Annotated in this window: 20 protein-coding genes, 1 tRNA gene and 1 other RNA gene; 7 read left to right on the top strand and 15 right to left on the bottom strand. The window is 65.3% G+C overall.

All coding sequences use genetic code 11. The annotated features are described in order from the left end of the window. Window positions 1-22 precede the first annotated feature (22 nt). Entirely contained in the window at window positions 23-1,183 is a 1,161-nt protein-coding gene (locus CFR78_RS01570) for an OpgC family protein (RefSeq protein WP_034927045.1), read from the bottom strand. 246 nt (window positions 1,184-1,429) lie between these two features. Here CFR78_RS01570 and CFR78_RS01565 point away from each other — a divergent pair, with 246 nt between their 5' ends. After that, entirely contained in the window at window positions 1,430-2,581 is a 1,152-nt protein-coding gene (locus CFR78_RS01565; protein ID WP_007396943.1) for an Mrp/NBP35 family ATP-binding protein, read from the top strand. Window positions 2,582-2,678: 97 nt separating this feature from the next. Here the strand turns inward: CFR78_RS01565 and CFR78_RS01560 are convergent, their stop codons facing one another. Genes CFR78_RS01560 through queA form a run of 5 tightly spaced genes read right to left on the bottom strand, consistent with a single transcriptional unit; the run spans window position 2,679 to window position 7,105 of the window. Continuing rightward, window positions 2,679-3,494, bottom strand: coding sequence for a TerB family tellurite resistance protein (locus CFR78_RS01560; protein WP_034927041.1), 816 nt, complete (start codon window positions 3,492-3,494; stop codon window positions 2,679-2,681). Between the two features lie 26 nt (window positions 3,495-3,520). Continuing rightward, entirely contained in the window at window positions 3,521-3,820 is a 300-nt protein-coding gene (locus CFR78_RS01555; protein ID WP_051671974.1) for a ribbon-helix-helix domain-containing protein, read from the bottom strand. Beyond that, complete coding sequence (gene queG / locus CFR78_RS01550) at window positions 3,817-4,890, bottom strand: tRNA epoxyqueuosine(34) reductase QueG (RefSeq protein ID WP_034927038.1); 1,074 nt, start codon at window positions 4,888-4,890, stop codon at window positions 3,817-3,819. Before queG ends, CFR78_RS01555 begins: the two co-directional genes overlap by 4 nt. Beyond that, window positions 4,890-6,050 (bottom strand): tRNA guanosine(34) transglycosylase Tgt, encoded by a 1,161-nt coding sequence (gene tgt / locus CFR78_RS01545; RefSeq protein WP_007396947.1) that lies wholly within the window; start codon window positions 6,048-6,050, stop codon window positions 4,890-4,892. Before tgt ends, queG begins: the two co-directional genes overlap by 1 nt. Continuing rightward, entirely contained in the window at window positions 6,047-7,105 is a 1,059-nt protein-coding gene (gene queA / locus CFR78_RS01540) for a tRNA preQ1(34) S-adenosylmethionine ribosyltransferase-isomerase QueA (protein ID WP_034927285.1), read from the bottom strand. The genes tgt and queA overlap by 4 nt, the downstream gene beginning before the upstream one ends. Before the next feature lie 180 nt (window positions 7,106-7,285). Here queA and CFR78_RS01535 point away from each other — a divergent pair, with 180 nt between their 5' ends. Then, a complete protein-coding gene (locus CFR78_RS01535; protein ID WP_007396949.1) occupies window positions 7,286-7,513 on the top strand; it encodes a hypothetical protein in 228 nt (75 codons plus the stop codon). A 77-nt stretch (window positions 7,514-7,590) separates the two neighbouring features. Beyond that, complete coding sequence (locus CFR78_RS01530; protein ID WP_034927036.1) at window positions 7,591-8,085, top strand: kinase inhibitor; 495 nt, start codon at window positions 7,591-7,593, stop codon at window positions 8,083-8,085. Window positions 8,086-8,223: 138 nt separating this feature from the next. On the opposite strand, the gene CFR78_RS01525 is transcribed toward CFR78_RS01530, so the two are convergent. From CFR78_RS01525 to ssrA, 4 genes are all read right to left on the bottom strand, one after another. Then, window positions 8,224-8,616, bottom strand: coding sequence for a VOC family protein (locus CFR78_RS01525; protein WP_007396951.1), 393 nt, complete (start codon window positions 8,614-8,616; stop codon window positions 8,224-8,226). A gap of 69 nt (window positions 8,617-8,685) precedes the next feature. Then, on the bottom strand, window positions 8,686-10,338 hold the full coding sequence (locus CFR78_RS01520; protein ID WP_034927033.1) for a fumarate hydratase: 1,653 nt from the start codon (window positions 10,336-10,338) through the stop codon (window positions 8,686-8,688). 100 nt (window positions 10,339-10,438) lie between these two features. After that, the gene (locus CFR78_RS01515) at window positions 10,439-11,017 is read right to left on the bottom strand and encodes an SspB family protein (RefSeq protein ID WP_034927030.1); all 579 of its coding nucleotides are present in this window, start codon (window positions 11,015-11,017) and stop codon (window positions 10,439-10,441) included. Window positions 11,018-11,208: 191 nt separating this feature from the next. Next, window positions 11,209-11,531, bottom strand: a transfer-messenger RNA (tmRNA) gene (ssrA, locus tag CFR78_RS01510). A 338-nt stretch (window positions 11,532-11,869) separates the two neighbouring features. Between ssrA and thyX the strand changes: the two genes are divergently transcribed. The 3 genes from thyX to CFR78_RS01495 all read left to right on the top strand — a co-directional run bounded on the left by thyX (window position 11,870) and on the right by CFR78_RS01495 (window position 14,613). Then, on the top strand, window positions 11,870-12,820 hold the full coding sequence (thyX, locus tag CFR78_RS01505; protein WP_034927027.1) for an FAD-dependent thymidylate synthase: 951 nt from the start codon (window positions 11,870-11,872) through the stop codon (window positions 12,818-12,820). Window positions 12,821-13,220: 400 nt separating this feature from the next. Continuing rightward, complete coding sequence (locus tag CFR78_RS01500) at window positions 13,221-13,976, top strand: MlaA family lipoprotein (protein WP_007396958.1); 756 nt, start codon at window positions 13,221-13,223, stop codon at window positions 13,974-13,976. Between the two features lie 19 nt (window positions 13,977-13,995). Then, window positions 13,996-14,613, top strand: coding sequence for an MlaC/ttg2D family ABC transporter substrate-binding protein (locus CFR78_RS01495; protein WP_007396959.1), 618 nt, complete (start codon window positions 13,996-13,998; stop codon window positions 14,611-14,613). Between the two features lie 214 nt (window positions 14,614-14,827). Here the strand turns inward: CFR78_RS01495 and CFR78_RS01490 are convergent, their stop codons facing one another. The 3 genes from CFR78_RS01490 to CFR78_RS01480 form a co-directional block, all read right to left on the bottom strand. Further along, window positions 14,828-15,367, bottom strand: coding sequence for a GNAT family N-acetyltransferase (locus tag CFR78_RS01490; RefSeq protein WP_034927024.1), 540 nt, complete (start codon window positions 15,365-15,367; stop codon window positions 14,828-14,830). Between the two features lie 62 nt (window positions 15,368-15,429). Continuing rightward, window positions 15,430-17,109 carry an energy-dependent translational throttle protein EttA gene (gene ettA / locus CFR78_RS01485; RefSeq protein WP_007396962.1) on the bottom strand — a complete coding sequence of 560 codons (1,680 nt, stop codon included), beginning with the start codon at window positions 17,107-17,109 and terminating at the stop codon, window positions 15,430-15,432. Between the two features lie 92 nt (window positions 17,110-17,201). Further along, window positions 17,202-17,275 (bottom strand) — tRNA-Ile (locus CFR78_RS01480). Between the two features lie 262 nt (window positions 17,276-17,537). On the opposite strand from CFR78_RS01480, the gene ppa reads away from it, so the two are divergent. Next, window positions 17,538-18,065 (top strand): inorganic diphosphatase, encoded by a 528-nt coding sequence (gene ppa, locus CFR78_RS01475; RefSeq protein WP_034927021.1) that lies wholly within the window; start codon window positions 17,538-17,540, stop codon window positions 18,063-18,065. Window positions 18,066-18,232: 167 nt separating this feature from the next. Here the strand turns inward: ppa and CFR78_RS01470 are convergent, their stop codons facing one another. Continuing rightward, window positions 18,233-19,486, bottom strand: coding sequence for a glycosyltransferase family 4 protein (locus CFR78_RS01470; protein ID WP_007396966.1), 1,254 nt, complete (start codon window positions 19,484-19,486; stop codon window positions 18,233-18,235). Between the two features lie 41 nt (window positions 19,487-19,527). Continuing rightward, complete coding sequence (locus CFR78_RS01465) at window positions 19,528-20,709, bottom strand: hypothetical protein (RefSeq protein WP_258365822.1); 1,182 nt, start codon at window positions 20,707-20,709, stop codon at window positions 19,528-19,530.

Below are 20,709 nucleotides of genomic sequence, written 5' to 3'. Positions count from 1 at the left end.
TACGCGCGCGGAAACCACGGCATCAGTTCCGGCACAGCGGCACGCCCGGCGGCACCCCGCCACCATGGGCGGGACGCGGCTGGCGGGCGGCCACCCGCGCGCGTTCGCGATTGCGCGCGACAGCCAGCAGCACGGCAAACCCCACCACATTGACCGCCACCTGCATGGCCCAGCCGGTGCCGAAACTGGTCAGCGCCAGGCGCGCGTACAGGTCGATCAGGGTGCCGGCGGTAAAGATTTCCAGTGAATGCCGCCCGAACAGCGCCATGAGCTGCCCGCCCCGCGTTGCCGCCAGCGCCGCCGCCCGGCCCGATGACTGGACAAGGTAGAACAGCGCCAGCACATCCAGCAGCCGCCATGGCGAGAGGATCATCTTGTCCGGCACGGTCATGGCCAGCAGGCGCAGGTCCGCCAGCCCCCAGTCCGTCCATGGAAAGGACTGCACGGCGGAAAATGCCAGATAGCCCCCGCACACCCATGCCAGCCCCGCCACGCGCGGCAGGCTGCCCGCATGCTGGCCCGCCACGCGTGCGGCGCACACACCCAGCACAAACAGGAACTGCCAGGCCAGCGGGTCGAAATACCAGCCATCGGGGTCCAGCCAGTTGGGAAAGTTCAGGCGCGGGTCAAAATTGACCACAAGCCACACGGCGGCACTCAGCCCCAGCACCACAGGCGTGCCCAGGCCACGCAGCAACGCGAACAGCGGCCCGAATCCCAGCAGCAGCACGATATAGAGCGGCAGGATGTTCAGGTTGCCCGGCAGCGCCTGAAGCGAGAGCACCCGCCACGCCGCATCCAGCCCATGCGCCAGTTCGGGTTCAAGGAAATCAACCGGCACCGGCCAGAAATGCCGCCAGATGCGGATGGTGGAAATGCACACCACCACCATCACCATCTGGTACACATAAAGCTGCCAGCACCGCCGCCCGATACGCCCCAGTACGGTACCCACCGGCTTCTTGCCAAAGGCCCGCCCATAGGCCAGCCACGAGGCATAGCCCGCCAGCAGCACGAACACCTCCGCCGCATCGGCAAAGCCTATGTTGCGCATGGTGAAGCGGTTGAGCACATCCTGCGGGATATGGTCGATGCACATCATGAGCAGCGCCACGCCCCGCAGGGCATCGATTCTGTGGTCGCGCCGATGGGGTGCCCCCGCTGGCGAAGTGGAAATGCCCATGATGGTCCTGTCAGCCTGAACAATGCCGCCACACGCCGGAACCCGCATGGCTACCGGCCCAGCGTAAAGCAGCAAACCCGTCCGGGGGCCATTCCCGCCGGGCAGGGATGCCCCGCATGCGTGGCATGACGGCCCGCGCGCAATGCCATGCCGCCGGACATGCCGCCCGGCCGTTTCATGACTCGACCACCATGCCCCGCGCCTTCTATACCCGCACGGGTGCGAGAAACAGAGAAGTGCATGCCCATGACCAGTCCCGACCGGACAACCATAGAAAACGTGCTGCGGCACGTCCGTACAACCGACGGCACCGCCAGCGTGGCTGATCTGGGCAGGCTGGATGCCTTCATGCTGCGCGATGGCGTGCTGCATGTTGCCATTGCAACCGAACGCGGCCATGCGCCCGCCCTGCAGCCGCTCCTGCCTGAACTGGAACGGGGCCTTGTCCATGCGGTTCCCGGCTGCACCGGTGCCAGCGTGATCCTGACCGCGCACCGCGCCACCCCTTCGCCCGCGCCTGCGCCCACGGCGCCCGCGCCCGCCGGCGGGGGGCATCGCCCGCTCAATCTTGGGGGGGGCGCACCAAAGCCCGCCACCGGCCCGCTGCCCCCCGGTGTGGGGGTGGTCATTGCCGTGGCCTCGGGCAAGGGGGGGGTGGGCAAGTCCACCACCGCCGTGAACCTGGCCGTGGGGCTGGGGCTGGAAGGGCTGAAGGTCGGGCTTATGGATGCGGACGTGCATGGCCCCTCCCTGCCGCGCATGATGGGCATGAACGCGCAGCCCGAAGTGCGCGACAGCCGCCTGATCCCGCCCCATAAATGGGGCATCAGCGCCATGTCGATCGGCATGCTGGTGGATGAGGGCAAGGCCATGATCTGGCGCGGGCCCATGGTCATGGGGGCGATCAACCAGCTGCTGGGGGATGTGGACTGGGGTGCGCTGGACGTGCTGGTGGTGGACATGCCCCCCGGCACGGGCGACGCGCAGCTTACCCTGGCGCAGAAGACCGCGCTGGCGGGTGCCGTGATCGTTTCCACCCCGCAGGACATTGCCCTGCTGGATGCCCGGCGCGGCATTGCCATGTTCGAGAAGATGAACGTGCCGGTGCTGGGCATGGTGGAGAACATGTCCTATTTCTGCTGCCCCAACTGCAACCACCGCACCGAACTGTTCGGCCATGGCGGCGCACGGGCGGAAGCGGAAAAGATGGGCGTGCCCTTCCTGGGTGAGGTCCCGCTGCTGGCCGATATCCGCGCCAGCGCCGACGCGGGCGCGCCCATTGTCATTGCAGCACCCGACAGTGCGGCAGGCCAGGCCTACCGCGCGCTGGCCCACACGGTGGCGGGCGCGCTGCGCAGGCTGCTGGACAAGAAGCCAAAAACCACGAATGAAAAATAACAGAAGTTTTTCGGGTGCCGCCTTTTTTCAAGAAGGCGGCGTCCTTTGAAGCTTTTTGGAAAAAGCTTCACCAAAAACTTTCTGATGTTTTAAGAAGCTACAGCCTGCGGTCGCGCTTGATGCGGTCCCATGCCGCATTGATCCGGGCAATGCGGGCCGCCCCCTGCGCCTGCTGGGCGGGTGTGGCCCCGCGCGCGCTCAGCACATCGGGGTGGTGTTCACGCACAAGGCGGCGCCAGACCATGCGCACTTCCTCATCACTGGTATCCCGCGCCACACCCAGCACGGCGTAGGCGTCCACCTCGCTCACGCCGGGGCGGGCCCCCCCATCACGCGCGCGGTCCCACGCACCGGGGCTGAGGTTGAAGGCCCTGTGCACGCCGCGCAGGAAGGCTTCCTCCCGCGCATTGATCTCACCATCCGCGCGCGCGATCACGAACAGGGCGGCCAATGCCTCCTCCAGCATGCCGGTCCTGTTGGCGAAGGCACGGCCCAGTTCGGTGGCGAACTGCCTGTAATCATCCGTCCGCTGGCGCGCGCTGTCGAACAGGCGGCCGACTTCCTTCATGTTCTCGGGCGGCAGGTTGAAGCGGCGCTTGAAGGCATCGATCTCGGCCCGGTTCACCGCGCCATCGCATTTCGCCATCTTGGCCGAAAGGATGATGATGACAAGGCCATACATCTGGTCACGCTTGCCCATGACCGCCGCCATCTTGGCCGCCATGAAGGTGGCCGCCCCGTTGGGATCGGCATTGAGCCGGGGGCCCCAGCGGTCGGTCCAGCCACCTACCGGGGTTTCCAGCAGGGACCCGTTATCCGCCGCATGCCCCAGCGCCGTGCCCACAACGGCGCCCATGGGGCCGCCGACCGCGAACCCCGCAACGCCACCAAAGATTTTGCCCCAGATTGCCATGCCCCACTGCTAGCACGGATGGACGGTCAACCCAACCAGTCTTCCCTGTCGCTACCTGCCATTTCCGGCAGGGCAGGCATCCATTCGCGCAATGCCTCCACCCGCAGTGCGGATGCCAGCGGGCGGTCGGGCGGGCGCGTCCCGTCCACCTGCCCCACAAGCCCCGCCAGTGTCAGGCCACGCCTTTGCGCAATCAGGCGCAGGGCATGCCAGAACTCCGGCTCCAGCGCCACGCTGGTGCGGTGACCCGACAGGTTCAGGCTGCGCTTGCGCAACAGCCGCGCGCCGCGCTGGGTGGGCAGCGGCAGGGGGGTAGTGCCACTCATCGGGGCAGGCGCGCCACCGCCCACCGCGCCGCCTCCGCCACCACGGGGTCGGGGTCCGAGCACAGGGCCATGGCTGCGGGACGGAGTGCAGGCTGCCCGCTATTGCCAATGGCCACCGCCACGTTGCGCACGAAACGCTCCCGCCCGATCCTCTTGATGGGCGAGCCGGAAAACCGGCGGCGGAATCCGCCATCATCCAGTGCGGCCAGTTCACGCAGCGCGGGGGCCCGCAGGTCGTCACGCGCGGCCAGTTTCATATGGCGGGTCGCCTGTGCAAAACGGTTCCACGGGCAGGCGGCCAGGCAGTCATCACAGCCATAGATGCGGTTGCCCATGGCGGGGCGCAGCGCATGGGGAATCGGCCCCCGGTTCTCGATGGTCAGGTAGGACAGGCAGCGCCGCGCATCCATCACGCCGGGGGCGGGAAAGGCATCGGTCGGGCAGGCCACGAGGCAGCGCGTGCAGGTGCCGCATCCCCCGCCCGAGGGGGCGGATTGCGGCAGGTCCAGCGTGGTATACACCTCCCCTAAAAACAGCCAGCTTCCATGCTGGCGCGAGACAAGGGAGGTATGCTTGCCCTGCCATCCCAGGCCCGCATCCCGCGCCAGCGGTTTTTCCATGACCGGGGCGGTATCGACAAACACCTTCACTTCCGTGTCGCTCCCCTGCCTGCGCCCTTCATTGACCACGAACTGCGCCAGATGCTTGAGCATGCCCTTGACCACATCATGATAGTCACGGTTGCGGGCATAGACGGAAATGTTGCCCGCATCGGGCACACGGGTGGTGGCCAGCGGGTCGCCATCGGGCGTGTAGCTGACCCCGAGGGCGATCACGCTGCGCACCTCGGGCCACAGGCCGCGCGGGTCGCCGCGCTGTTCCATGCGCTGCGCCATCCAGCCCATGCTGCCGGCAAAACCGTTTTCCACAAACGCCGCAAGGCGGGCGCGCGTGCCGTCATCCAGCCGGGCGGGGGTGAATCCCACCGCATCAAAGCCCAGCCTGCGCGCATGATCGGCAATGCGCGCGGCAAGGGCCGCCGGATCATGCGCGCAGGCGGCGCGGGCCATCAGGGCACCGGGGGGAAGTCGGGATAGGGCATTTCATCACCGCTCCAGTCATCCATCGCCCACTGCGCGCGCAGGTGGTCGGCATGGGCGGCGAACGCACCATCGACAATCGCCGCCCGCATCCCGCGCATCAGGCGCTGGTAATAGGCTAGGTTATGCCATGTCAGCAGCATCGGGCCGAGGATTTCATTGGCGCGGAACAGGTGGTGCAGGTAGGCGCGGCTGTGGCGCGAACAGGCCAGGCAGTCGCAATGCGGCGAAATGGGCCGGGAATCGGTGGCATGGCGCGCATTGCGCAGGTTGAGCGTGCCGCGCTCGGTATAGGCGCGCGCCGTGCGCCCCGCGCGCGTGGGCATGACGCAGTCGAACATGTCCACGCCGCGTTCCACCGCGCCCAGCAGGTCATCGGGCGTGCCCACCCCCATCAGGTAGCGCGGGCTGGCATCGGGGATCAGCGGCACGGTGGAATCAAGGGTGGCGAACATCAGTTCCTGCCCCTCTCCGACCGCAAGGCCACCAATGGCATAGCCCTCAAACCCGATGCCGGTCAGCGCCCTGACACTTTCGGCGCGCAGTTCCGGCTCGGTGCCGCCCTGGATGATGCCGTACTGCGCATAACCGGGGCGCTGGACAAATGCCGTGCGGCACCGCTCCGCCCAGCGCATGGACATGCGCATGGATCTTGCAATCACATCGGGTGCCGCGGGCAGGGCCGGGCATTCGTCAAAGCACATGCTGATGGTGGCATCGAGCGCATGCTGGATATCGGTCGAGCGTTCGGGTGTGAGTCGATGCTTCGAGCCATCGATATGGGAGCGGAAGGTCACCCCGTCCTGGTCCAGCTTGCGCAGCGGGCCGAGCGACATGACCTGGAACCCGCCCGAATCGGTCAGGATCGGGCCGGGCCAGTCCATGAAGCGGTGCAGCCCCCCCAGTTGGCGCACCCGTTCGGCACCGGGGCGGAGCATGAGGTGATAGGTATTGCCCAGCACGATGCCCGCCCCCGTGGCGCGCACGTTGTCCATGGTCATGGCCTTGACGGTGCCCACCGTGCCCACGGGCATGAAGGTGGGGGTGGGCACGCTGCCATGCGCGGTATCCAGCCAGCCTGCGCGGGCATGGCCAGTGCGGGCTTCGGGCCGCCAGCGGAATGTGGTCATGGCAGGTCTCCCTCACTGCGATGCAGCAGGCAGGCATCGCCATATGAATAAAAACGGTAACCCTTTGCTATGGCATGGGCATAGGCCGCCTGCATGCGGTGGTAGCCGCCAAAGGCGCAGACCAGCATGAACAGCGTGGAGCGCGGCAGGTGGAAATTGGTCAGCAGCATGTCCACCGCGCGGAAACGGTAGCCCGGCTTGATGAAAATGGCGGTCTCGCCATGGAAGGGATGCACCACGCCGTCCTCATCCGTCGCACTTTCCAAAAGGCGCAGCGACGTGGTGCCCACGGCAATGATCCGCCCCCCCGCCGCACGGGCGGCGTTGATGCGCCGGGCGGCATGCGGGGTGATGGTGCCCCGTTCGGCATGCATGCGGTGGGCGGAAATCTGTTCGCTGCGCATGGGCAGGAAGGTGCCTGCCCCCACATGCAGCGTCAGCGTCTGGCGCAGCACGCCAGCGTGGTCGAGTGCCGCCAGCAGGTCGGGGGTAAAATGCAGCCCCGCCGTGGGGGCGGCTACCGCGCCCCGGTGCTGGGCGAAGATGGTGGCGTAGTCCTTGCGGTCCTGCTCGGTCGGGCCTTCGGGGCGGGCAATGTAGGGGGGCAGCGCCAGATGTCCCGTATCATGCAGGAACTGGTCGAACGCGGCCCCTTCCACGCTGAAGCGCAGGGTCACGTCGCCCGCATCGCCACACGCCAGTACGTCCGCCGTGACGGGGCTTGCGCCAAAGGCCAGCCTATCACCGGGATGCAGGCGGCGGGCATTGCGGGCCAGCACGTGCCATGACCCGTCGGGCAGGATACGGTCAAGCGTGATGCCGATCCTGGCCGCCCCCCGCGTGGCTGAAAGCTGGGCGGGAATGACCGCCGTATCATTGGCCACCAGAATGTCGCCCGCGCGCAGGCAGCCCGGCAGGTCGCGCACATGGCGGTCCATGATCGGACCTGCCACCGGCACGTCAAGCAGCCGCGCGCTGTCACGCGGGCGGGCCGGGTGGTCGGCTATCCGGTCGGGGGGCAGGGTGAAGTCGAAATCAGAAACCAGGTCCGTCATGCGGCTCCCTTTACGGAATCCCCACGGCTCTTGCCAGTCCGAACTGTGCGCGGGGGCCGCATGCAGCCCGATGTTGGACAGAAGCGGCGGGGGAAGCCAGAATGACATGGCGATTCCCGTACGGGAATTTTTCATCCCGCCCCCATGCCGGGCGGGCGAACCTTATGGAGACACAGACCCATGTCCTACGCTGCACTTGATGCCGTCCGTATTGCCAAGGCCTGCAAGACCGCACTGCATGTGCTGGAAACGGTCGAGGAAAAGGACCGCAACGAAACCTACCAGCGCAAGACGCTGATGATCCAGCGCATCGAGGCCCTGGCCCGCGCCGCCGCCGAAAGCAAGAACGGTGATCAGGCCATTACCCTGACATCGGAAGAATTCTGGCTGATCAGCCAGAACTGGTAAGACCGGCCACGCGCGGGGCAACCCCGCCATCGCTGACCCCGATCCGCCCGCCCCCGCGCGGAAAGCAGGAAACCGACATGACGTTCACACTGACAAGCCGCTCCTTCCACGACGGGGACCGCCTGCCCGAAGCCCAGGTGTTCGAGGGCATGGGCTATTGCGGCGGCAACATCTCGCCCCCGCTGGCATGGCAGGACCCGCCCGCCGGGACCAAGAGCTTTGCCATAACGCTGTACGACCCCGATGCGCCCACCGGCTCGGGCTGGTGGCACTGGGTGGTCATCAACATCCCGGCCACCGTCTCCTCCCTGCCCGCCGGCGCGGGATCGGGGGATAACAACCTGCCCGAACCCGCCGAAATGACGCGCACCGATTTTGGCGGCAACGTGTATGGTGGCGCCGCCCCCCCGCCGGGGCCGGACCATCATTACATCTTCACCATCCATGCGCTCGATATTGAACGCATCGAACTGCCCAGTGACGCTTCGGGCGCGATGGTGGGCTTTGTCATCAACCAGCACCGCCTTGGCTCGGCCACGCTGACCGCCGTGTATGGCAAGAAGCCGAAATAAGGCGCCCTGGTAAAAGCCTGAATGTTTTCGGGTGCCGCCTTTTTTCAGAAAGGCGGCGTTCCCTGAAGCTTCTTGAAAAAAGCTTCACCAAAAACTTTTCTATGATTTGCAGGCCATGGAGAGCGCACGCCCCCTGCCCTATCCCTGGTAGGATGCGATCTCGATCAGGTTGCCATCGGGATCGTTGCAGTAGACGGACGTGACCGGCCCCAGCGCCCCAAGCCGGGCCACGGGGCCTTCGGTCACGCGCACACCGCACTGTTCAAGATGCTCGATCACATCGGCACTGCTCAGCGCGGTGGTAAAGCACAGGTCATTGGTGCCCGGCAGCGCATCTTCCGCCGTGGTCCAGCCTTCCGCCCCGTGCGGGCGCAGGTTGATCTTCTGGCCGCCGAATTTCAGGGCCGTGCGGTTGTTGCGCCCGTATTCCTCACGCTCCATGCCCAGCACGCGCTGGAACCACGAGGCCGAGACCTCAAGGTCACGGACACTCACCACAAGGTGGTCAAGACGATCGACGGTAAAACGCATGGCGCTCCCAAACCTCCGCTATGTCCGGCCCGCCGGGCAGGCCGGACGCAACGCCCGCGGCGGTTACGTTCAGCCGGTCAGGCCGTCGTAAAAATCATTACCCTTGTCGTCGATCACGATAAAGGCCGGAAAATTCTCGACCTCGATCTTCCAGACCGCTTCCATACCCAGTTCGGGATATTCCAGCACCTCCACCTTGCGGATGCAGTCCTGCGCCAGGCGGGCGGCAGGGCCACCTACGGAGCCAAGGTAGAAGCCGCCATATTCCTTGCATGCCTCCCGCACGGCCCTGGAGCGGTTACCCTTGGCCAGCATGACGTAGGAGCCGCCCGCCTTCTGCAACATGGCAACATAGCTGTCCATGCGGCCCGCCGTGGTGGGACCGAAGGAGCCGGTGGGCATGCCCTCCGGCGTCTTGGCGGGGCCGGCGTAATAGACGGGATGGTCCTTGAGGTACTGGGGCAGGCCCTCGCCCTTTTCCAGCCGCTCGCGGAACTTGGCATGGGCGATGTCGCGCGCCACCACCATCGTACCGGTCAGGGACAGGCGGGTGCGCACCGGATATTTCGAGAGCGTGCGGCGGATCTCGTCCATCGGCTGGTTCAGGTCGATCTGGACCGCCTCGCCCTCCAGGTCGCCATCCGTGGTTTCGGGCAGGAAGCGGGCCGGGTCGGTCTCAAGCTGTTCAAGGAAGACGCCATCGGCGGTGATCCGTGCCTTGACCTGACGGTCGGCCGAGCATGAAACCCCGATTCCCACCGGCAGTGACGCGCCATGGCGCGGCAGGCGCACCACGCGTACGTCATGGCAGAAATACTTGCCGCCAAACTGCGCGCCAATGCCCAGGCGCTGGGTCAGCCTGTGGATTTCCTCTTCCATTTCCAGGTCACGGAAGGCGTGGCCCAGCGGGCTGCCCTGTGTCGGCAGGCTGTCCAGCCAGCGGGTGGAGGCAAGCTTTACGGTTTCCAGATTCTGTTCGGCTGACATGCCGCCGATCACCACCGCCAGATGGTACGGCGGGCAGGCCGACGTACCCAGCGTGCGGATCTTGCCATCCAGCCATTTCAGCAGGTTTTCCTTGCCCGACAGCAGGGCGCGCGTCTCCTGGAACAGGAAGGTCTTGTTGGCCGACCCGCCCCCCTTGGCGATGAACATGAGATCCATCTGCTCGGCATGGTAGTCACCGGGGGTCGCCGAGATGTGGAACTGCACGGGCAGGTTGGTGCCGGTGTTCACTTCCTCGAACATCGAGACCGGCGCCATCTGCGAATAGCGCAGCGAGGTGCCGGTATAGGTATCGTACACCCCGCGTGAGAAGGCTTCCTCCTCATTGCCATCCACCCATACGCGCTGGCCCTTCTTGCCGTACACGATGGCGGTGCCGGTATCCTGGCACATGGGCAGCACGCCGCCCGCGGCAATGCAGGCGTTCTTGAGCAGGTCCATGGCCACGAAGCGGTCGTTTTCCGATGCTTCGGGGTCTTTGAGGATCTTGGCAAGCTGCGCCAGGTGGCCGGGGCGCAGCAGGTGCGCCACATCGTTGAACGCGCGGGCGGCCAGCGCGGTCAGGGCTTCGGGGCGGACATGGACCACCGTGCGCCCGCCAAGGACCGAGGTGGTAATCCCCTCGATCTCCAGTTTCTTCCACGGTGTGTCATCATCATGCAGCGGAAAGAGCGGGCCATAGACAAATGGCTTGCGCGTGGGTGCAGATACATTCAACGGACGTCTCCTGCCTGTTCCCCCGGATTGTTTCCGGGTGGCGGCGTTCAGGTTCAGGGCGCGCCCGGCGCATCCGGCGCGCCCGGATGGAAGATGTGGCTCAGCCCGGTCCCCCCGGCCCCTTCTTGCGGAAGGCGGCAAGACTTACGACCTGCGGGCTGTCGTCCTTTTCCGCATCCGTGCCGTCGGCACCGCCCTGGACGGGGGCGGCATCATGCGCGGTGGCGGGCTGTACCGCCACCACATTGGGCGCGCCACCGGCCACCGGCGGGTGTTCGGGCACGCTGAAGCGCAGGGCAAGGCGGATATGCGGATCGGCAAAGGCCGACACGGCGGCCACCGGAATGACCAGCGTGGACGCAACCCCGCCAAAGGACAGCCCGACCGAGATGACCTGCCGGGCGCGATCCACCTTCAGGTCCCAGAACTGGTGCTGGAGCACGATCGTGATCTCGTGCGGGTACTGGGCACGCAGGCGGTCGGGCATGCCGACGCCGGGCCAGTCGGTGCGGAAGGTCAGGTAGAAATGATGATCACCCGGCAGGCCATGTTCGGCGGCATGTTCAAGCGCGCGCAGCATGACCTGGCGGTAGGCATCCTCGATCCAGGAATCATAGGGCATGAGGCTGTCGGGGAGGGCGGTGTCAAAACCGTTTTCCTCGTCATGATCATCAGACATTTCGGACTTCTCCGTACATCCGCCCGGACGATGAACCGCCGGACCGGACTTTTGCAGACATGCGGGTTCAGACCACGCCGTGCCACAGCTTCAAGCTGTGCGTCAAACTTCGGGGCGTGGCAAGCCACTGGCGTGCGCCGTCCCTTCACGAAGCGGATACCACGGCCCGCGCCGGACACGAGAGAAAAAGAAGTGGGAGGGCTTCTGTTGCCCGGTGCCCTCCCGAACCGCGCTTATCGCTTATGCAGCGACAGCGAGCACCTCAGAGTTATCATTGGCACTTGTGATTTAGCCCGATAACGGTGGTACAATGCCGGGCAAAAGGCGGGTCTTTACCATGCGTGTCGAGCCTGTTTCGTCCCCATGTTCCCCATCAGGGGAAAACTGGTGGAGACGCCGGGTACCGCCCCCGGGTCCACAACACTTATTCCACGCGCCGTTTATCGCCATAGCCAAGGGGCAAGCCCCTCCGGCACCTGTGGATATAGGCTTTCCCCCCGTCTCTGGCAAGGGGTGCGCGGGGCGGGGCGGACAGGGGCGCAACACCGCCCGCGCCTGCCGCCCGGCCGCCCCTTTCCCGGCTGGTCACGTCGGAACAACCGTCTGACAGAGAATGAAAGTTTCCGGACATTACCCTTTTCCAGGCCGGTGGCCGCCGTGGAGACTTCCCCAAAGGACTTCCTTCTTTCCGGAACTGTCCCTTATATGACCGGGAACCGGCTGCGCCATGATGCCGCCACAGCCGTGGCGCACAGGCGGGACCGGATGGCGGACCACCATACTTTATGGGGCAGGACCCATATGGTATGCCCCGCCTCCTCCACCTAATGATCGACACGGACGGGACGGCACATGTTTTCCAGTGAGCAGAAATCGGCAATCGAGGCAGCCCGCGCCGGATGGGCACAGACCCGCCGCCTGGTCGTGCCCGCGGTGGAAGACATGCTCTATTCCCCCATTCCCGTGCTGGAGAGCGGATTCGTGCGCGCGGTGGACTATATGGGCGGTGACAGCGGCATCGTGCAGGGGGCGCGTGTTTCCTACGGCAAGGGCACGCGCAGCACATCCGATGACCGGGGGCTGATCCGCTACCTCATGCGCCACCGCCACACCAGCCCGTTCGAACTGGCGGTGCTGAAGCTGCATGTGCGCGCGCCCATTTTCGTCACCCGCCAGTGGTTCCGCCACCGCACCGCCAGCATCAACGAATACTCCGCCCGCTATTCCGTGCTGGAGAAGGAATTCTACTTCCCCCGCCCCGAGGACATCGCCACCCAGTCCACAAACAACAAGCAGGGCCGTGCCGACGCCCTGCCGCCCGAGCAGGCGCAACAGGTGCTCGACATCCTGCGCGATGACGCCGCGCGCTGCTATGACCATTACCTTGACCTGCTCAACGAGGACGAGAACGGCGAACGGCGCGACCCCAGCCGCCCCGCCATCGCGCGCGAGCTTGCGCGCATGAACCTGCCGGTCAACATCATGACCCAGTTCTACTGGCAGATTAACCTGTGGAACCTGCTGCATTTCCTGCGCCTGCGCGCGGACAGCCACGCCCAGTACGAAATCCGCGCCTATGCCGACGCCATCCTGCAGATCGTGGAAAAATGGGCGCCGCTGACCTTCGAGGCCTTTACCGACTACATGCGCGATGCGGTGCTGCTGTCCGGCCCGGCGCTGCGCGTGCTGCGCGCGGCCATGGGGGGCGGGACCGTCAATCCGGCGGCGGAAGGGCTGTCGAAGCGGGAAATACGCGAACTGGCTGACATGTTTCCCGAAATCGCGCCCCGCCTGCATGGCTGAAGGGGTACGGGAACTTCAACAAACCGTGATTTCGCGCCACCCTCCCCGTGCCGTGGCGTTTGAAGCGTGTGGATTCCATATCACACTCAACGCGGCAATTCTGCCAGCATCCTTCCCTTACGGGCGGCATGGGGCCGCATCCGCGCCCATGTGCCCCGTGCAGGGCAGGCACAATCTTCCCCTGTAATCAGGCAAGCGGATTGCACAACAGCGATCCCATGCTAGAGAGTGACGCAAGAAAGGGCGTCATCGCCCGGTTCAGGATTCTTGCAAACGCATTGAGCCACCCCGCCATGCCATGGCGGGCAAGCGAAGACAGAGGGAAGCGGAAACGAGTATGCGCGCAGAGACAGGATCGAATTCTTGGTCGTCCCGCCCGTTCCCTTCCCCGCGTCGTTCGATGCTGCGCGTCGCGGGGGTGGCTCTTGGACTGCTTGGCCTTGCCTCATGCGCGGCCCCGCCGCCAAAGGACCCCGACGCGCTGGCGGAATACAAGGAAGCCAACGACCGGTACGAAAAGCTCAACCGCAAGGCTTTCGGCCTGACCATGTGGGCCAACAAATATACCCTGCGCCCCGTGGCCAAGGCCTATATCTGGGCCGTGCCGCGCCCGCTGCGCAATTCGTTCGGCAGCCTGTACCAGACCATGAACGAACCGGTCGTGTTCTTCAACGACGTGGGGGCCGGCAAGCCCCGCCGCGCGGGCGATGCCTTCGTACGCTGGTGCATCAACATGACCGCCGGGCTGGGTGGCCTGATCGATGTGGCCAATTACGCGGGCTACAAGCATCATGACAATGACGGTGGCCTGACGCTGGCCACATGGGGCGTGCCGTCAGGCCCCTACCTGTTCCTGCCAGCGCTTGGCCCGTCTTCCTTCCGTGATGGTCTGGGCTACGGGCTGGATGTCGGCCTGTCGCCATGGAACTACGTGCCCCGCGGTTATGGGCTGTTAACCTTCAACTGGGCCTATAACATCATGGGCACCATCAACGGCATGGCGACCAATGTCGACGCGCTGGACCAGGTCATGAAGGATTCGCTTGATCCCTACGCCACCATCCGCAGTGCCTACCAGCAGCAGCGCAAGGCGATGGCGGAAGCCATAAAGAACGACCATCGGGCCACCGTGCCCGACTGGTACCACACCAGATAATAAAACAAGGGACAAAGCGATGCAGTCATCCATCCCCCGTCGCCACGCACTGGCTCTGCTGGCAGCAACGTCCGCCGCCATGCCTGTTGCTTCAGCATGGGCGGTTGATGCCGGCGCGCAGGCGCGTTCCTTTGTCACCATGTTCGGTAACAAGCTTGTCGCCATCGTCAACAGCGATATCGCGCTGGAAAAGAAGAAGCAGGACATCCTGCCGCTGCTGGGCCAGTACGTGGATGTGGACGCCATCGGCCGCTACTGCCTGGGCCGCTACTGGCGCACCGCAACACCCGAACAGCAGGACCGCTACCTCAAGCTGTTCCATCAGGTACTGGTCAACGCCATTACCGACAAGATCGGTGACTACCGTGGCGTGACCTTCGTGGTGGGGTCCAGCGCGCCGTCAGGCGATGACACGGCCGTCTCCACCGTCATCAACCGCCCCGGCCAGCCGGGCGCCGATACGCAATGGATCATAAGCACCGCCAGCGGCAGCCCCAAGGTGGTGGACGTGGTGGGCGAAGGCGCCAGCCTGCGCCTGACCCAGCGCGGTGACTACACATCCTTCATCGCGCGCAATGGCGGCAATCTTGACGGGCTGCTGCGTGCGCTGGACAAGCAGATCGCGAACCACCACTAATCCCCATTCGTGCCGTCAGACAGGGCATGCAGCATAACAGCCGGTAGCAATACCGGCTTTTTTTGTCATACCCCGCGCATCATGGAAAAGTTTCTGGTGAAGCTTTTGTCGGGAAGCATCAGGCCATGCCGCCTTTGGGAGAAAGGGGGCATCCGGAAACTTTCATCATCCTTCATCAACGCGTTATTTTGCACCCGTCGCATGTCCGCGCCCTTCAGTGCAGGCGTGCCCGCTCCATACGCGGCCGGGTACTATGGTAAAGCAGGATATCGGGCCGCCCGGCCTGCGGGGCCGCACAGGCCCGCATGCCAGCCCCCCCGAAAACCTGCCGGGCCACGATATCTTCCGCCCTGACATAGGCGATGACACGCTCCACACCCCCCGCATGCGCGAAGGCCAGTGCGGTACTCGCCGCCTCCCGCGTCAGGGTGGTATCATGGGCCTGCGGGACGACGGCGAACTGCATTTCGTGACAGTCGGGTAGCGTGGCGGAAGGCTGCACCCCCGCAAGGCCAATGAAATGACCCTGCTGGCGTATGGTGAACATACCAACGCCCTCCCGCCCCCATGTCATGAGGTCGGTCATCATGTCCTGCTCACTCAGGGCGCGGTTGCACACACCCCCCGCCAGCCGCCCGGTTACGCCGGCGCTGGCCTTGAGCCGGACCACATCTTCCAGATCGGTCCATGACACGGGATCAAGCTGCAGGCGCGCCGTCCGTATGCTGTTCCTACACCCCATGGCTGCCTCCATAACGGCAGGAGTAAAGACCTGAGCGTTATTGAGACAGATAACATTCCGGATGGCAAATGGAATCAGCGTTCGATGGGGCGGTACTTGATCCGGCTGGGTTCGGTCGCATCCGGGCCAAGGCGGCGGCGCTTGTCTTCCTCATACGCCTGGAAGTTGCCTTCGAACCACTCAACGTGGCTGTCGCCTTCAAAGGCAAGGATATGGGTGGCCAGACGGTCAAGGAACCAGCGGTCATGGCTGATGATCACCGCACAGCCCGCGAATTCGGCCAGGGCCTCCTCCAGCGCGCGCAAGGTATCGACATCCAGGTCGTTGGTCGGCTCATCCAGCAGGATGACATTGCTTTCCTGCCGCAGCATCTTGGCCAGGTGCACGCGGTTGCGCTCACCACCCGACAGCACGCCCACCTTCTTCTGCTGGTCCGGCCCCTTGAAGTTGAAGGCACCGACATAGGCACGCGACGGCACGGCGCGCTTGCCCAGATAGATGACATCCGTCCCGCCGGAGATTTCCTCCCACACGGTCTTGTTGTCATCCAGGCTGAAGCGCGACTGGTCCACATAGCCCAGCTTGACCGTCTCACCGATGGTAAGCGACCCGCCATCGGGCGTTTCCTGCCCCATGATCATCTTGAACAGGGTGGACTTGCCCGCGCCGTTCGGCCCGATCACGCCCACGATGCCGCCGGGCGGCAGCTTGAAGTTCAGGTCATCGATCAGCAGGCGGTTGCCGAAGCCCTTGCGCAGGTCCTGCGCCTCGATCACGGTACCCCCCAGGCGCGGGCCGGGCGGGATGACGATATCGGCCACGCCACCGGACTTCTCGGCATTCTGGGCCAGCATTTCCTCATACCGCGCGATACGGGACTTGCTCTTGGCCTGACGGGCCTTGGGGGAGGAGCCGATCCATTCCTGCTCGGCGGCAAGGGCGCGCTGGCGGGCACTTTCTTCCTTTTCTTCCTGCGCCAGGCGCTTGCGCTTCTGGGTCAGCCAGGAGGAGTAGTTGCCCTCGAACGGATAGCCCCGGCCACGCTCAAGCTCAAGGATCCAGTTGGTGACGTTATCAAGGAAGTAACGGTCATGGGTAATGACCATCACGGTGCCTTCGTAGTCACGCAGGGTCTTTTCCAGCCATGACACGCTTTCCGCATCCAGATGGTTGGTCGGCTCATCCAGCAGCAGCAGGTCGGGCTTTTCCAGCAGCAGGCGGCACAGCGCCACACGGCGGCGCTCACCACCGGAAAGCTTGTCCACCGGGCTGTCGGCGGGCGGACAGCGCAGGGCCTCGAGCGCGATCTCCAGCTTGCGATCCAGTTCCCAGCCGTCGCCGGCATCGATCACTTCCTGCAGTTCGGCCTGTTCGGCCAGCAGGGTGTTCATCTCGTCATCGGACATGGGTTCGGCGAACTTCATCGAGATCTCGTTGAAGCGGTCCACGGCCTTTTTCAGCGCGCCAAAGCCCAGCGCCACGTTCTCGCCAACGGTCAGGCTTTCATCCAGCTTGGGTTCCTGCTCCAGGTAGCCCACGCGCGCGCCTTCGGCGGCCCAGGCCTCGCCACCGAATTCCTTTTCCACGCCCGCCATGATCTTGAGCAGGGTGGACTTGCCCGCGCCGTTCACACCCAGCACGCCAATCTTCACGCCCGGCAGGAAGGACAGGGTAATGCCCTTGAAGACCTCACGCCCACCCGGATACGCCTTGGTCAGGTCCTTCATCACATAGACATATTGCGTGGCGGCCATGACGGTCGGCTCCTGATCAATGAGGAAGTGGGCAGGTCATCCGCACGGCATGGTCGGGCGCGCGTGCGGGTACTGCATGCAAAGAGCCTGCCTGCGCCCGGCAGGACTTGAACCCGCAACCAAGCCGTTATGAGCGGCCCGCTCTAACCAATTGAGCTACGGGCGCGCAGGCAGCCCCTGATCTCGCGCATGTGGAGGGATTTGGCAAGATCCACATGCTTTTTTCCACGTAATTTTTTCCGCGCCAGGGGCGGCATTGCCATAAAAAAAACAGGTTCATGATCTGGCTCATGGTCGGGGTCCCTGCCACGGAACATGACTTGCACAGGAAACGGGGGGAGCTATACGGTCATTCCCCGTTAAATCACGCCGCCACGCTTCGGGGTGGCCCTTAACGCACACACAGGCAGCAGGAGGCCTGAACAGCAATGGACGTATCGAAGATTTCCCCCGGCAAGGACGTACCCAACGACATCAACGTCGTGATCGAGATCCCGCAGGGTTCAGGCGTCAAATACGAGATCGACAAGGACAGCGGCGCACTGGTGGTGGACCGCATCCTGTTCACGCCCATGGTCTATCCCGCTGCCTATGGCTTCATTCCCAACACCCTGGCCGCCGATGGCGACCCGACCGACGCGCTGGTGCTGATGCCCGCCGCCGTCGTGCCCGGCGTTGTGGTGCGTGCCCGCCCCATTGGCGTGCTGCGGATGGAAGACGAGAGCGGACAGGATGAAAAGATCATCTGCGTGCCCCACGACAAGGTGCATCCCTACTACTCCAAGGTGGAGAAGCTGGAAGACCTGCCCGAGATCGTGCTGAAGGAGATCGAGCACTTCTTCACCCGCTACAAGGATCTGGAAAAGGGCAAGTGGGTCAAGGTGTCCGGCTGGGCCGACAAGAATGTCGCAGGCGAGATCATTGTTGAGTCCATCAAGGCCGTGGCCGGCAAGTAAGGGCCTGCCCGAAAACACCGGCTTCATAAAAAACGGCAGGACGGCCGGGTGCTGCCCCTGTCCCGACGGGTGGCAGCGCCCGGGCCCTGCCGGGCTGGCGGTTTCCTGACGCCCCACGGGGCATGACGGCCCGACCGGCCGGCCGGATGCGGGATGATGCCGGGTAATCATGCCACACCGCGCAGGGCCACATGCCCGCCACCGGCCACAAGCCGGCCGATCAGGCCATGATAGCGCGCCATGTAGCTGCCCATGTCCAGCGTGCGTTCCGCCTGCCTGCGCACATTGACGCGCAGCCTGCGGGCCAGCCGTCCGTCCTCCAGCAGTTCCAGCACGCCATCGGCGATACGGTGCGGGTCAAGGAACGGGACCAGCCGCGCCGTCCGGCCATCTTGCAGGAATTCCTCTACCGGCGGGGTCCGGCTGGCCACGATGGCACAGCCACACGCCATGGCTTCACGCAGCGACCATGACACCACGAACGGATATGTCAGGTACACATGCGCGTCCGAGCGCTGGAGCAGCCGGCAGAAACGGTCATACCCCACCCGCCCCGCAAAATGGACGCGCGCGGGATCGATCCGCCCCTTCAGTTCAGCCAGCATATGCTCCCGCCATGAGCCGCCACCCGGCGCACGGCCGCCATAGCTGACACCATCCCCCCCCACCAGGACCACCCGCGCATCCGGCCGCCCGGCCAGGATACGGGGCAGCGCGCGCATGAACACATGGAAGCCACGATAGGGTTCCAGATCGCGCGCAACATAGGTAACCAGCTTTTCCGTAGGCAGGATTTCAATATCCCCCAGCGTAAAGACCCGCCTGCGCGCCTGCGGGTCGGGCGCGCAGCGGTTCAGGTCCACGCCTTCGGGCAGGCAGGTCAGGCGTGCCCGCGCCCAGTCGGGATAGGTGTCGCGCTGGAAGCGGGTGGGCGTATGCCCCCAGCCGGGACCGGCAAGGGCCAGCAGGTTGAGCGTGTTGCGCGCACGGACCAGCGGGGCCACGTCCGGCCCGGGGGCGAATTCGGGGTCGAACCCCACATCCAGACCGGTGGGATGATAGAAGAATTCGTAATAGCCCAGCATCGGCACACCGGGGTAGACATCGGCCAGTTCCAGCATCTCGCCCCAGCCATGGTGGCCGATGATGATATCGGGCACATAACCCAGACCGCGCAGCGTGCGCGCCGCACGCGCCACTTCGGCCGCGCGCTGCATGCCACGCGCCAGTTCCGCTACCGGGGCGGGACCCGGCGCGCGCGGGGCCGGGGGCATGCGGTAGGCAACGCGCCGCACGCCCGCCATCTGCGCACGCCCCGATTCACTTATGAAAACAATCTCGTTGCCGCTCCCCGCGCACAGGTCACGCAGCAGATGCACGAACTGGGCCGGAAAATTCTGGTGCACAAACAGGTATTTCATACCCGGCACGGCCCGTACCGCCCCGGTGCGCCCGCCCGCACTCACGCATCCGCCCGGTCACGGGGCCGGCGGGCAGCCTTGCCCCGGCGGCCCGACGCGGGGACTGGTGGGGGGGAACCGGCGCCAGCCCGCTCAGGCCTGCGGTTCCACCACGGCACGACAGGGGAGGCCGCGGCCTTTTTTGCGTCCCCCTTCCCTGTCGCGGCGGCTTCCCCCGCCTCTGCGGGCACGATGTCCTCCCCTTGCGGGGTTCCGGCCTGCATACCCGACGCACCGGGCCGCGCTTCCTGCCGTGCCGGAAGCCTGGCCGGACGGCCACGCCTGCCACGCCGCCCCCGGCCCGGTGCCTGTGCATCGGCCCCGGCGCAGGCGGCCAGCAGGCTGTCCTCGGCCGCGTTATCGGATGGCACGGGCTGTTGTTCCCCACTGGCCCGCGGCACGATTTCAATACGGAAGGCTTCCAGCGGGGCGCGTGTGGTGGCCATAAGCGGCTCGTCCTCCACCGGGCCCAGACGGGTTCCATCGGTAAAACTGGCCTCGACGCGACAGGCAAGGCTTTCAGCCACAGCCGCCTTCAGGCGCACGCGCAGCCCCAGCAGCGGCAGCGCCATGCCACGACTGCCACAATACTGGCCACCTTCCACCCAGGGTGAATACCAGTCCTGCCCCAGTATGGCCTGATATTCGATATCGGACGCGGCAAGGCCGCTGGCAGGGCTGATCATGAACCCTTCCAGCCACTGGCCACTGCCACTTCTGCCCATCCATGCCCCCAGCAGCGCCTTTACGTCGCCCCGGCGCTGGATATGGGCCACCATGCTGCCGGCTTCGGCCTGCACCGCCGCCCTGACGGGTACGGGGGCACGGGACGCGGGCGCGGATGCGCCATTCCCCAGACGGACCACCTGCAACCCCGGCAGTTCGGGCGCTTCCTCCGCGTGGTAGGTCGTGACCAGCACAACCCCACCGGGGGGCGGTACCCGCACCAGCGCCGCGCCGTTCTGGCTGCCAATCCAGCCATCGGCATCGAATGTACTCACCCGCACCCCGCTTTCACCCGGTGGCGGACTGATCCGCATGCCCGATAGCGGCCCGCATGCACCCGGCAGGGGGCCGGGCGCATGGAAAATGCAGTATGTGCCCGCTTCCAGCCGCATGAGCCGGGCAGTCGCCTGGATACCACCCGCCTGCGCGCGGGGCATGGGGGCCGGTTCGGTTTCCAT

The sequence above is a fragment of the Komagataeibacter rhaeticus genome (assembly GCF_003207855.1).
In the GTDB taxonomy this organism is placed as follows: domain Bacteria; phylum Pseudomonadota; class Alphaproteobacteria; order Acetobacterales; family Acetobacteraceae; genus Komagataeibacter; species Komagataeibacter rhaeticus.
The sequence above is the reverse complement of the archived record's forward strand: the minus strand, read 5'-3'. Positions and strand labels throughout refer to the sequence as shown.